Genomic DNA, 13,076 nt, shown 5'->3' with positions numbered 1-13,076 from the left:
GACAGCTCAACGCCCTCGGAGCGAGGCTTCGATCTTCTTGTCGGTTTTATACTGGCTCAGGGCATAGACCGCCCAGAGCGCGGCGGGAATCCAGCCGATCAGAGTAATTTGCAGCAACAGGCAAATGATGCCCGCAATCGGCCGGCCAATCGTGAAAAATACGGTAAAGGGAAGAAAGATCGCCAACAAAAGACGCATGGTTCAACTCCTGTCTATTCGAGATCAGCCCTAGAAAACGACGCATCGCATCCGCAGGCTGTGTCCCGAATAGCGTACCACGTCATATCCTGCCGGGTCAGGACATGGCCTCAGGCAAACAACGTCACACCCGCTCAGGGCATGCGCTCGGCATTGCGACGCTGTGCGTCGAAATTGATACCCGCAATCGTCTCGGGCACGGTCTTTTCTGCCAGCTTGCTGTGGTAATAGACAAAATACTGCTTGAGCGCTGCAGCATGCTGCGTACCGGCTTCGCCCAGGCGCTGCTCGGCCAGCGCGGCCACGGCGGCAACCTGCGACGGCTCAAGCGAGGCAGGATCGGCATTGGTCACCAATATCTCCAGCAAATCCGGCGCAATGACGACAGGCTTGGGAGCCTGCGCAGCCTTTTCGGCCGCCAGCTCGGCATTGATGCTCTGCCAGCGCAGCATCTGGACGCCCACCACCACACACAGCAACGCAACGGAAATACCGATATGTATCAACGACTTTTTCGGGCTTCCCTTGCGAAAATAGAACCAGTGAAAAAACATCAACATCGCGATGATGAAATAGACGCCGAGCACGCCAGCGATGACATCAACTACAGTATCCACGACAAGTACCACTCCTCTATGGAAAAAGACAGGTTGCAATACTACATTTCAGCTCACCCCGTAACGCCCTCAATACGGCAATAGGCCACCTTCTTTTTGCCATTTTCAACTAGGCCTTCTATAGTATCGGCCAGAGCCATTTTCACGAGGTATTCGTCCCATGCGCCATTGATGCCGCCGTCGACCTGACGGCCAGACTCCAATCGCCCCTGCACTGCAGGGAAGCCTTGGCATCACTGGAACCATGACGCATGACGAATCCTCATATCACGCTGGAAGGCGTGACCTATTCCCTGCCGGACGGCAGGATGCTTTTTCGGCCACTCCATGAAACCTTCGACCAACGCCCCACGGGCCTGGTCGGGCGCAACGGTGCCGGCAAGTCAGTGCTGGCGCGCCTGCTGGCCGGACAGTTGCTGCCGTCCGGTGGCCGCTGCCTGCGATCAGGCAACGTGCATTACCTGGCCCAGCAAGTTTCCCCACCAGCCGGTGCCACCCTGGCCAGCCTCGCTGGCGTGCAGCACATACTGGACGCACTGGGGCGTATCGAAACGGGCAGCTGCGCACCGGAAGACTTCGATACGGTAGATGGATACTGGGACATCGGCCCACGCCTGCAATACGCGCTCGAACGTCACGGTCTGGGCCATCTCGATGCAGGCAGTCCCGCCCACGTCCTCAGCGGCGGCGAAGCCATGCGGATCACGCTGATCGGTGCCCTGCTGTCGAACGCAGACTTTCTCATCCTGGACGAACCCAGCAACCATCTGGATCGCCCAAGCCGCCAGATACTGGAGACACAGCTGCAGGATTGGCCGGGCGGTCTGCTGGTCATCAGTCATGACCGGCAGTTGCTGCAAAACATGGAGCGCATCGTGGAATTGTCTGAGCTGGGCTTGCGCAGCCATGGCGGCAATTACACGTTCTATGCCGAGGCCAAGGCCCAGGAAAGGCAGCAGGCCCTGCAACAACTGGCGCACTGCAAGACAGAGCGCCAGCGCAGAGAACAAGCCATGAGCGCACAACGCGAGCGGCAGGCGCGCAAGCAAGCGCAAGGCAACCGCCAGGGAAAGGACACCAACCAGGCCAAAATCCTGCTGGACCGCCAGAAGGCACGCAGCGAACTCTCGACCGGCAAGCTGCAGCAGCAACATACCGCCATCCGCGCGCAGCTTGCCCGTGATGTGCGTGAAGCCGCCGCACAGGTCGAAAAAGATAGCCCGATCACCCTCTTCGTACCACCTGCCATTCAGGCGGCTACGCGACAGGCAGCGGTACTGGAAGATGTACAGCTGCCCTTCGTCGCGGATCGCAGTCCGCCTGTCAACCTCATCCTGGGCAACCAGCAACGCATCGGCATCAGCGGAGCCAACGGCAGCGGCAAATCGACGCTGCTCAAAGTGCTGGCCGGGCACCTCGCTCCCCTGTCAGGCTCCGTCAGGGTCATGCCCGGCAGCGCCTACCTGGACCAGCGCCTGACAGTTCTGGGAAATGACATCCCGATTCTGGAGCAGTTGCGCGCGTGCGATATGGGTATTGGCGAAAGCACGCTACGCATGCGACTGGCACAGATCGGTCTGGACACACACGCTCTGACCGTACCGCCCGGCTTGCTGAGCGGTGGAGAGCGCCTGAAAGCGGCACTGGCCTGCCTGCTCTACCGCCTTCCTTCACCATCTCTGCTGTTGCTGGACGAGCCCAGCAACCACCTCGACATCACGACCATGCAGGCGCTCGAAGCCATGTTGTGCAGCTACCGAGGGGCGTTGGTCGTGGTGTCGCATGATGAGGTGTTCATGAACAACCTGGCATTGACTGACCGCCTGCAGGCAAGCCCGGATGGCTGGCAACTGACACCGTGGTGAGGGTGGAAAGTCCAGGGGTCACCAATGAGAATTGGTGACCCCCTTGATCCATTCCTGCACACCTCGAAGACGTGCCTGGATTGGCCTTACCAGCGATAGCGCAGGCTGCCCACAATCTGCCGACCGATGCCCAGATAGCAATAGCCACTGCTGCACACTGCGACTTCCTTGTCGGCCACGTTTTGCACGTTCAGGCTCGCAAACCAGCCCTTGAGCGATGCATTGCGCAAGCCAAAGTCATAGCTGACTGCCAGATCGACCAGCGTCGAGGCCTGGTTATGCATGGTATTGAGCGTGTCGCCATAGCTGCTGCCCACATAGCGCGCACCGGCCCCGAAACCCAGCCCTGCCAGCGGCCCCTGCTGCAAGCGATAATCCAGCCATGCTCCGGCAGTATGGCGCGGCTGGCGACTCGGGGTCTTGCCGACTTCGGCAGGATTGTTGCTGGCCCGTACCTGGCTGCGGTGATAACTGTAGTAGGCAATCAGATCGAGTCCGTCATCCAGCTCGGCCAATGCCTCGAGTTCTACACCTCGCGAACGCAGTTTGCCGGCCAGCTCCGAATATGCAGTACCCGGCACAGCCCGCACAGCATCCTTTTCATCGATCTGATAGGCCGCCAGCGTGATCTGGCTGCGCTGACCGGGCAACTGATATTTGACCCCGGCCTCGATCTGCGAACCGCGCGTCGGATCCAGCGGCGTGCCCTGTGCATTCAGGCTGCTGTTGGGCGTAAACGAAGTGGCATAGCTCAGGTACGGTGCAAAACCACTGTCGCTCAGGTACAGCACGCCAGCCTGCCAGGTGAACGCATCATCTTTCTTGCGCAGCACACTGCCGCCCGCCAGGACGTTTTGGTTGCGTTGATGCACGACATCGTAGCGCCCCCCCAGATTCAGCCGCCAATTGCCGATGCTGGCCTGATGGGACAGATAGTAGCCAAGCTGGTCATCGCGCTGCTTGACCGAGACCAGGTTGTAGTCGGGTGTCGGCAAGGAGACATTGCCATACTGCGGATTGTCCAGATCGAGCGGCGGCACACCGCTGGTCAGCAAACCGATACGATTGTTCCAGTTGACCCGTTGATAGTCGAAGCCCGCCAGCAACTGATTGTCGATCTCGCCCGTCTGGAAATTCAGGAGCGCACGGTTATCCACCACCAGGCTTTCCACCTTGCTGCCGACAGACCAGGCCGAGCGGTCGAGGATGCGCGTACCCGGTCGCAAGCCGGCGTTGTCCAGATAACGTACCTTCATGTCCAGGTCGCTGTAGCGCAGGTGCTGGCTCAGCGTCAGGGCATCACTGTAGCGATGCACCAGTTCGTAGCCAAACTGGTATTCCGTCTGTCGCTGATAATCGTAGTCAGGATCGCTGATGCGCATGCTGGTCGGCCGGCCATTATCGACATACGTCCCGACCCCGCCATCGGTATCATCCTTCATGTATTGCCCGCGCACCGTCAGCGTCGTCTTGTCACTGAGCTGAAAATCGAATACCGGGGCCAGCACATCCCTGTCATCGTTGATCTGCCGGTCGAACTCGCCACGCCGGATCAGACCCGTGACCCGGAAGCGCGCCGTACCGCTTTCATTCATGTCATCACCGATATCGACGGCAAACTGCTTGCGATCGTGCGAAGCGCCCGTCACCATCACCTCGCGCACAGGCGTGTCGGTCGGACGCTTGGATACCCGGTTGATCAGGCCGCCAGGGGTGCCCTGCCCATACAGTACCGACATCGGTCCCTTGACGATATCCACCTGTTCGAGCAAATAGGGTTCGGTGCGCGGCGTGGCATAGATACCCGGCGTCTGGCGCAGACCATCCAGGTAATCCCCTTTGATATTGACCTGGAAACCACGTATGGATATCTGATCGAAGCGAGGATCGAAACCTGCGCTGCCCGTCGTTACCCCGGCCGTGTAGGTCACGGCGTCCAATACGCTCATGGCACCGCGCGCTTCCATTTGCGCACGCGTGACCACACTGACCGAGCGTGGCGTTTCGAACAGTTCGGCTTCCACCTTGCCGGCGCTGCCGCTCTGGCTGGCCACGAAGGCGTTCAGGCCCCCGTCCGTCCGGGCATCAGCAGCCGTCACCATGATGGGGGCCAATGTCGCTGCATCGGCCCTGGGCTGCAAGGTATATCGCCCCTCCCCGGTACGACGCGCCTGCAGATTGGCATCGGCCAGCAGGATGGCCAGGCCCTGTTCGACGCTGTAGGTGCCATGCAGGCCGGCCGTTTGCCGCCCTTCGGTGAGACTGCCGGCACCACTCAGGTAAATACCCGCGATTTGTGCAAACTGATTCAGGGCCGGGCCGAGCGGGCCGGCGGCAATGTCGAATTGCGAAGGTGCCGACGCAGTCTGCTGCGCCGACACGGCCAACGGGAATATCGCAGGCACCATCAGGCTGGCGACCAGGACACGAGGCAGGATGGATTGACGAAAGAAAATAGGGAATGACATGACAGACGCGAAGGTTGCGGGCGCGGCCGTTGTGCAGCGCCTTCCCTATACAGAACGGACGAAAACGAAAAAAGGGAACTCGTCGTTCAACGCGGCTCTATCGTGACCCACCAAGGCAGGCTGCGCTGTACCCGGATAGGCAGAGCCTCTGCCAGCAATTCCAGTGCAGCGTCGGTATCGGGCACCGGATAGGCTCCCATGACCTTGAGGTCGGCCACGTCCGGATGCACGCCCAGATAGCCACGCCGATAACGCGAAAGCTGCGCCAGGACATCTTCCAGCCGCATGTTGTCTACCGCCAGCACGCGATTGCGCCAGGCCGCCTGCGCAGGGCCGAGTGCCGCATCCGCGCCGATACTGTCCACAGTGACATTGACCTGCCCGCCTTGAGCGATGATCCGGCGCTCACCCGTACTGGCCAGACGGATTTCAACCGCACCTTCCAGCACGGCAAGATGGGCCGACTCGGCCTCCTTGCGTACCAGGAACACCGTTCCCAGAGCCTGCATCGTGCCAAAACGCGTGGCAACCAGGAAGGGCCGGGCACTGTCATGTGCCGTCTCGACCACAACCTCGCCCTGGTGCAGGGTCAACAATCGCTGATCCCCGCTCATCACGAAATCCACGGCGCTGGCGGTATTCAGCCAAAGCAGGCTGCCATCCGGCAAGCGCAGTTCGCGGATTTCACCGACGCCGGTCTGGTTGTCGGCCTGCCAGGCCAGCAGCCGATCCTGTACCGGCGGATATCGCCAGGCCAACCACCCACCCACGCCCGCCGTCAACAGGCAGGCCAACGTACCCATCGCACGGCGACGACCCGGCGCTGCGGCCCGGCGCAAACCGCTTGCCATGGACACCGAATCGGATTGCTCGCCCAGGCCCGCAAAGCGCTGGCCCACGCTGTTTATTTTTTCCCAGGCGAGAGAGTGCAGGGGCTGGCTGTGCAGCCATTGCCGCCAGGCTTCATGCTGTGCCGCATCGTGCGGCGCATCACTCAACCGCACATACCAGTCTGCCGCTTCCTGCAAAACACGATGCCACTCCTGGGCCGATGTCATTCCTGTGGTACTGCAGTCATGCCCGACCACCTGGGCTGGGCGTCCTGAAAATCGGCTTCGAGCAATGCGCAATGCACCAGCGCCTGCGCCATGTATTTCTTGACCATGCGCTCGGACACATTCAGGCGCTCGGCCACATCCCGGTATTTGAGCCCCTCCACCTGTGCCAGGATGAAGGCTTCCCGGACCTTGGCCGGCAAGCGCTGCAATATGTTGCCCAATTCGAGCAAGGTCTCGATCACAATGGCCTGCTGCTCGGGCGATGGTGCCACGCCCTGCGCATGGCGCAACGCCTCGCGCCAGGCCTGTTCGACCTCGCGGCGACGCCATAGATCAATGCACAGCCGCTTGCCCATCGTGCGCAGATAGGCCCGTGCCCCGCAGGGGCTATCGAACCCGCGTGGCGTGACCAGCAGGCGCACGAATGCATCCTGGGCCAGGTCGGCAGCGTCGCTGTCATTGTCCAGGCGGCGCTGCAGCCATGTGCGCAGCCAGCCATAGTGCGACTGATAGAGTTCCTCGATACCGGAATGAGACATTTGGGCATACACGCCACAGCAGAGATGAGAAGATTATAATATCAGTTCTCACTTCTATCACGACAGTGCTGCGAACCGCTCCGACCAGTTGCCTGGCGCTTGCTCGACCAATTCCTTAAGCTGCGCTTGCAGGCGTTGCGAGACCTGCGTCACGCTCTCGCCTTCTGCCAGGGACTCCTCGCCAGCGATGCTGCAAATGTCCGCCTCGATATTGCTCCGGTCTGCACGCCAGCCGCCGGCTGCTTCAAGCAGATAGATCAAATGAGGCTCTACCGAAAAACCCGGCACCGTCGAATTACTCTGGCTGGCATGGCGCAATTTTTCGAGCGTCAAGGCCAGAACATGACTGGAGAAGGTTCGCTCTTCCAGGCTGGACGCAAGCGCCGAATCCTCGATGGCATCGTCAGCCAATTCTCGCCAATAGGCCGCGTCGTGCGCGCCATCCGTTTGCAGCATATACCGGCTGGCATACGCAGCCATCGCGTCAATATCATCGAATAACGGCGATAGCACCATATCGCTCTTGAAGTCGAATCCGAAAAAATAGGTCGTGCCATCCAGCACCAGCGATTCGATACCGCCCACGGCAGGATGCCGCTCATCGAACAGGAGAGCATCCCCGGTTTCCGCGTCACCGTGTTCGGCGGCGGTGCGCAACCACTCGACCGCGTCATCCACATCGCGCTGCTGGAGAATCTGCAGGGCATCGAGATTGGACTGGGCCAGCTCGTTGCCTTGCTCTGCGGCTTTACGCCACCAGGTGGCTGCTTTTTCTGCGTCCTGAGCAACCCCGCGGCCATCCATGTACAAAGCGCCAAGATTCGCCTGAGAAACAGCATGGCCCTGCTCTGCCGCCTTGCACCACCACGCAGCGGCCTGGGCATCGTCCTGATCTACGCCATCACCCTTTGAGTAACAAGCCCCCAGACTCGCCTGGGCGATCACGTTGCCTTGCTCGGCCGCTTGACGCCACAGGGCTGCAGCTTGAACATCATCCCGTTCAACACCCAGCCCGGCCGCATACATATCGGCCAAATTCGATTGCGCTTCGGCATGCCCTTGCTCCGCCGCCCGGCTCCACCAGGCTACGGCTTGAGCATCGCTCTGGGCCACGCCCCTGCCAAGCTGAAACATGCTGCCGAGATTCGTTTGGGCCCTGGCGTTCCCCTGCTCCGCAGCCTTGCGCCACCAACTCTCCGCCTGTGCATCATCCTGAGCCACGCCGCGCCCCGCTGCATACATACCACCCAGCCAGTTCTGGGCGATATGGAATCCCTGCTCGGCCGCCTTGTGCCACCACGCCACTGCCTGGACATCATCCTGGGGCACACCCAGGCCACGCATGTACAGCCAGCCAAGGGCATTCTGGGAAGGCGCATGGTCCTGCTCTGCGGCCTTGCGATACCAGTGCACGGCCTGCGCATAGTCCTGGACAACGCCGTTTCCATCCGCATAGCTCCGGCCTCGCTGATACTGCGCATCAGGATTGTCGTCATTTTTGCCAGATGACCCCATGAGACGGCGCAGCGTGTCGGCCATTCTGCGGAATATATTTTTCATATTGAATTTTTGATGCCTTGTGATGCAGTGGACAAATGTTACTGCCATCACACTCCGGGCATATCCATCAATACGCCCGCTTTTTTGCCGGAGTTCGGCGAACAACGCTGAACAGCAAAAAGCCCGGCATTTACGCAGGGCTTTTGGGAGATTTCGGAGGTGGCGGAAGCAGAATGGACTGTTTCTGTTCGTCAAACGTTGAACAAGAAGTTCAGCACATCACCATCCTGCACCACGTACTCTTTCCCTTCCGCGCGCATCTTGCCGGCTTCCTTGGCTCCCTGCTCGCCCTTGAACTGGATGAAGTCCTCGTAGGCAATGGTCTGGGCACGGATGAAGCCGCGTTCGAAGTCGGTGTGGATCACGCCGGCAGCCTGCGGGCCGGTGGCACCGATCGGCACGGTCCAGGCACGCACTTCCTTGACGCCCGCAGTGAAGTAAGTCTGCAGGCCGAGCAGCTTGAAGGCCGCGCGGATCAGGCGGTTCAGGCCCGGCTCTTCCATGCCCATGTCGGCCAGGAAGACTTCGCGGTCGGCATCCTCGAGATCGACGATCTCGGCCTCGATGGCGGCGCAGATGGCCACGACCGGCGCGTTGCGCTCGGCGGCGTAGGCCATCAGGCGGTCCAGCATGGGATTGTCGGTAAAGCCGCTATCGCTGACGTTGCCGACGTACATGGCCGGCTTGGCCGTGATGAAGCACATCGGCTTGATGATGGCGCGGTCTTCGTCGCTCAGGTCGAGTGCGCGGATCGGACGGGCTTCGTTCAGGTGGGCAATGCATTTTTCCAGCACGCTGACGATGCGCTGGGCTTCCTTGTCGCCGGAGCGTGCCGTCTTGCTGTAGCGGTGCAGGGCCTTCTCGGCGGTTTGCAGGTCGGCCAGCGACAGTTCCGTCTCGATCACCTCGATGTCGGCAATGGGGTCGACCTTGCCGGCCACGTGGACCACGTTGGGATCCTCGAAGCAGCGCACCACATTGACGATGGCGTTGGTCTCGCGGATGTGGGCCAGGAACTGGTTGCCCAGGCCTTCGCCCTTGCTGGCGCCGGCCACCAGACCGGCGATATCGACGAATTCGACCGTGGCCGGCAGCACGCGCTCCGGATGGACGATCTCGGCCAGCTTGTCCAGGCGCGGATCGGGCACCTCGACGATGCCCACGTTGGGCTCGATGGTGCAGAACGGATAGTTTTCCGCCGCGATGCCGGCGCGCGTGAGCGCGTTGAAGAGCGTGGATTTACCGACGTTGGGCAGACCAACAATGCCGCATTGCAGTGCCATGGATCTTGTATTCCTGAAAGAGAGATAGGGAGTAATCAGTGGAATGGGGTCGGATCTCCAGATCCGTCATTCGACAGTTTAACCGGCTTGTGCCGTGTATCGGTCATGCAGCACTACGAGAGATCCGCGCCGCCCAGCATGAACAGCGCAATCAGCAGCAATGGGCCACTGTTGAAAATGGCATGCAGCAGGATGGAAGAGGCAATGCCATGACGCACCCGGTTCCAGGCCAGCACCAGCCCGGTCAACCACTGCGGCAGTACCAGCAGCGGCATCAGCCAAAGCGGCATCTGGTTCATCTCGTAGTTCATCCAGTGCATGCCAGCAAACAGCAGCACGCTCAGATGGAACAGCCACGGAAATGCTCGCCGATATCGACGCAGCCAGCGCCAGCGGCCTGCGCGCAAGCTGCCCGCCCACACTGAGCGCCAGGCCATTTTCGGCAGCAACGCACAGCCACGCCGCCACAGCCATTTACCCAGCGAGGCCGGCAGCCAGAGCAGGACCAGTACCACCACCACGGCCACGATGGCCGGGTTCTTGGGGCCCAGCAGCGTAATCGCCAGCATCGCAGGCAGCAGCCAGAGCGACTGAAAGGGACGGCGCAGGCCGTAGCGAAACAGCAGTTCTTCCACCAGAGGGGCCCAGGCCAGGGCCGCCAGCCAGGGAATATTGTTCATGTCCAGCCGATGCGTCGCCCCGCCCGCACCGATGGCCATCAGCACCAGCGGGCCGAGCACGAAAATATTGCTGAACCACAGGCAGGCCGCCCAACACAGCAGGCGGCGCACATCCAGCCCCTGCGTCCAGTCAAGCGCCGTCGCTCCCATGCCGGACAGGCCTGGTGAACGAGGCGCATGGCGCAGGTGTGGCCGGCGCAGGAAAGCACGGAATTGCCTGAAGTCTTCCCTGAAGCGCGTGGCCGCCATCGATCAGTTCTCCGTATGCAGGTCGCGCACGGCGAACTCGAACTGGCCGTCGAGCAATTGCGGCAATGCCTTGCGTCCCTTGTCGATGGCGCGATCAATATCGATCTGCTCTTCCAGACGCGGCGGATTCAGCACGAAAGCGGCCACCTGTTGCGCCAGGTTGAGCGTACGGGGATGACCGATGCCGATGCGCAGGCGCCAGAACGCGGGGCTGCCCAGAGCGGCCTGGATATCCTTGAGGCCGTTGTGGCCCGCATGGCCACCGCCCTGCTTCAGCTTGATCTGTCCCGGCATCAGGTCCAGTTCGTCATGCACGACCAGGACTTCCTCGGGCTGAATCTTGTAGAAGCGCGCCATGGTGCCCACGGCCTGGCCGGAGCGGTTCATGAACGTCGTGGGCTTGAGCAGGTGAATCCGTTCGCCGCCACGACGAGCCGACGCGACTTCGCCAAAGAAATTTCTGTCCATGCCAAACGAAGCGCCCAGATCGGAGGCCGCCTGATCCAGCAGCCAGAAACCGGCATTGTGCCGGGTTCGGGCATATTCACTGCCTGGATTGCCAAGACCGACCAGCAGACGTATGGGTAAGCTCATTTCGAATGCACACTCTTATTATGAAAAACCCCATGACATGCGGCTGCATGCATGGGGTTCCAGCATGCCGGCGCAGGCCGGCATATCCGGGATCAGCCTTCGGCTTCTTCCGTTGCGCCAGCAGCAGCGCCGCCGCCCTTGACGATAGCGGTCACCAGAGCCGGGTTGGGATCGTTGGGGTGAGCCTGGAAGCTCACGCCAGCCGGGGCAACCAGGTCGTTCAGGTGCACGGAAGCACCGCCTTGCAGGTTGCTCAGGTCAACGATGATCTCGGCGGGCAGGTCCTTGGGCAGGCAGACCACTTCGACTTCGGTGTGGATCTGGCTGATCAGGGCGCTGCTCAGCTTCACAGCCGGCGACACTTCAGCGTTGATGACGCGCAGCGGCACCTTGGTGGTCAGCTTTTCGTTGGCGCTCACACGTTGGAAATCGATGTGCAGGACCTGGGACTTGAAGGGGTGCCATTGGACCGAGCGCAGCAGAACGGTCTCGACCTTGCCTTCGAGATCCATTTCGAGCACGGACGAGGCGAACGCGGGCTTGCGCAGTGCGTGGAAAATCTCGTTGTGGTCCAGTTCGACGTTGACGGGCTGGGCAGCACCGCCGTAGACGATGGCCGGCACACGACCAGCGCGGCGCAGGCGGCGGCTCGCACTCGTACCCTGGACGCTACGCGCAGTTGCATTGAATTTCATGTAAAACTCCAGACTATTGAAGCAGACATCCCGTATAGGGGTATGTCCAGATGTTCAGGCCGTCGCACATGCGGGACCTGTGCCCGGCATGACCGCGACCAGTCATGCCGGAAAACCGGGTATTTTATTCGACAAACAGCGAGCTGACCGATTCGGCGTTGGCAATACGCAGAATGGTTTCGCCCAGCAGTGCGGCACACGACAACTGGCGAATGCGGCCGCAATTGCGGGCTTCCTCGCCCAGCGGGATGGTATCTGTCACGACCAGCTCATCCAGCGCCGAATCGGTGATGCGCTCGATGGCGCTGCCCGACAGTACCGGGTGGGTGCAATAGGCATACACGGCACCGGCACCACGATCCTTGAGCGCCTGCGCAGCCTTGCACAGCGTGCCGGCGGTATCCACCATGTCATCCATGATGATGCAGGTACGACCATCGACATCGCCGATGATGTTCATGACTTCGGACACATTGGCGCGTGGACGACGCTTGTCGATGATGGCCAGATCGGCCTCGAGCGGTTTGGCCAGCGCACGGGCGCGCACCACGCCGCCGATGTCGGGAGACACCACGACCAGGTTCTTGAAGTTGCGACGCCAGATATCACCCAGCAGGATCGGACCGGCGTAGATGTTATCGACCGGGATATCGAAGAAGCCCTGGATCTGGTCGGCGTGCAGGTCCATGGTCAGCACGCGGTCGACGCCGGCGACCTGCAGCATGTTGGCCACCACCTTGGCCGAGATCGACACGCGGGCCGAACGCGGCCGGCGATCCTGGCGGGCGTAGCCGAAGTAGGGAATCGCGGCGGTGATGCGACCTGCCGAAGCGCGGCGCAGGGCATCGACCATCACCATGATTTCCATCAGGTTGTCATTGGTCGGTGCACAGGTCGGCTGCAGCACGAACACGTCCTTGCCTCGCACGTTTTCGTTGATTTCAACCATCACTTCGCCATCGGAAAAACGACCGACGGTCATTTTTCCCAGCGACATATCCAGATGGTTGGCCACATCGGCTGCCAGACGTGTGTTGGCGGTGCCGGTGAAAATCATGAAGTGTTCGTGTGCCATGTCGATGCAGATGTAACGGGCCTGGACCCTGAAAACAAAAAAAGCCGCCGAACCCGCCCCCTCGATTTCTTCCTGGCAGGTTCAACAGCTTTTATTTTTGTAAATCACGTACGAATTCTGGCTGGGGAGGAAGGATTCGAACCTTCGCATGCCGGAATCAAAATCCGGTGCCTTAACCGCTTGGCCACTCCCCAA

Annotated in this window: 12 protein-coding genes and 1 tRNA gene; 1 reads left to right on the top strand and 12 read right to left on the bottom strand. The window is 60.9% G+C overall.

The window, feature by feature from the left end:
* Positions 1 to 6: 6 nt before the first annotated feature.
* Both DD235_RS11345 and DD235_RS11340 read right to left on the bottom strand, forming a co-directional pair.
* On the bottom strand, positions 7 to 198 hold the full coding sequence (locus DD235_RS11345; RefSeq protein ID WP_109062187.1) for a YqaE/Pmp3 family membrane protein: 192 nt from the start codon (positions 196 to 198) through the stop codon (positions 7 to 9).
* 134 nt (positions 199 to 332) lie between these two features.
* On the bottom strand, positions 333 to 815 hold the full coding sequence (locus DD235_RS11340) for a hypothetical protein (protein ID WP_109062186.1): 483 nt from the start codon (positions 813 to 815) through the stop codon (positions 333 to 335).
* Between the two features lie 251 nt (positions 816 to 1,066).
* Between DD235_RS11340 and DD235_RS11335 the strand changes: the two genes are divergently transcribed.
* On the top strand, positions 1,067 to 2,680 hold the full coding sequence (locus DD235_RS11335) for an ATP-binding cassette domain-containing protein (protein ID WP_109062185.1): 1,614 nt from the start codon (positions 1,067 to 1,069) through the stop codon (positions 2,678 to 2,680).
* Positions 2,681 to 2,766: 86 nt separating this feature from the next.
* On the opposite strand, the gene DD235_RS11330 is transcribed toward DD235_RS11335, so the two are convergent.
* The 10 genes from DD235_RS11330 to DD235_RS11285 all read right to left on the bottom strand — a co-directional run bounded on the left by DD235_RS11330 (position 2,767) and on the right by DD235_RS11285 (position 13,075).
* Positions 2,767 to 5,148: a TonB-dependent siderophore receptor gene (locus DD235_RS11330; RefSeq protein WP_109062184.1), complete on the bottom strand. Its 2,382-nt coding sequence runs from the start codon at positions 5,146 to 5,148 to the stop codon at positions 2,767 to 2,769.
* Positions 5,149 to 5,234: 86 nt separating this feature from the next.
* Complete coding sequence (locus DD235_RS11325; RefSeq protein ID WP_109062183.1) at positions 5,235 to 6,206, bottom strand: FecR domain-containing protein; 972 nt, start codon at positions 6,204 to 6,206, stop codon at positions 5,235 to 5,237.
* The gene (locus tag DD235_RS11320) at positions 6,203 to 6,745 is read right to left on the bottom strand and encodes a sigma-70 family RNA polymerase sigma factor (protein WP_109062294.1); all 543 of its coding nucleotides are present in this window, start codon (positions 6,743 to 6,745) and stop codon (positions 6,203 to 6,205) included. Before DD235_RS11320 ends, DD235_RS11325 begins: the two co-directional genes overlap by 4 nt.
* 57 nt (positions 6,746 to 6,802) lie before the next feature.
* Positions 6,803 to 8,305: a tetratricopeptide repeat protein gene (locus DD235_RS11315; RefSeq protein ID WP_162300473.1), complete on the bottom strand. Its 1,503-nt coding sequence runs from the start codon at positions 8,303 to 8,305 to the stop codon at positions 6,803 to 6,805.
* 191 nt (positions 8,306 to 8,496) lie between these two features.
* On the bottom strand, positions 8,497 to 9,588 hold the full coding sequence (gene ychF, locus DD235_RS11310) for a redox-regulated ATPase YchF (protein ID WP_109062181.1): 1,092 nt from the start codon (positions 9,586 to 9,588) through the stop codon (positions 8,497 to 8,499).
* 113 nt (positions 9,589 to 9,701) lie between these two features.
* A complete protein-coding gene (locus DD235_RS11305) occupies positions 9,702 to 10,517 on the bottom strand; it encodes a CPBP family glutamic-type intramembrane protease (protein ID WP_109062180.1) in 816 nt (271 codons plus the stop codon).
* A 3-nt stretch (positions 10,518 to 10,520) separates the two neighbouring features.
* Positions 10,521 to 11,111, bottom strand: coding sequence for an aminoacyl-tRNA hydrolase (pth, locus tag DD235_RS11300; protein ID WP_109062179.1), 591 nt, complete (start codon positions 11,109 to 11,111; stop codon positions 10,521 to 10,523).
* Positions 11,112 to 11,203: 92 nt separating this feature from the next.
* A complete protein-coding gene (locus tag DD235_RS11295) occupies positions 11,204 to 11,806 on the bottom strand; it encodes a 50S ribosomal protein L25/general stress protein Ctc (protein ID WP_109062178.1) in 603 nt (200 codons plus the stop codon).
* A 124-nt stretch (positions 11,807 to 11,930) separates the two neighbouring features.
* On the bottom strand, positions 11,931 to 12,881 hold the full coding sequence (locus DD235_RS11290) for a ribose-phosphate pyrophosphokinase (RefSeq protein ID WP_162300472.1): 951 nt from the start codon (positions 12,879 to 12,881) through the stop codon (positions 11,931 to 11,933).
* Positions 12,882 to 12,999: 118 nt separating this feature from the next.
* Positions 13,000 to 13,075: transfer RNA gene (locus DD235_RS11285), tRNA-Gln, on the bottom strand.
* Position 13,076 lies beyond the last annotated feature (1 nt).

Origin of the sequence: Corticimicrobacter populi, from assembly GCF_003123725.1 — a bacterium.
GTDB classification, from domain to species: domain Bacteria; phylum Pseudomonadota; class Gammaproteobacteria; order Burkholderiales; family Burkholderiaceae_B; genus Corticimicrobacter; species Corticimicrobacter populi.
The sequence above is the reverse complement of the archived record's forward strand: the minus strand, read 5'-3'. Positions and strand labels throughout refer to the sequence as shown.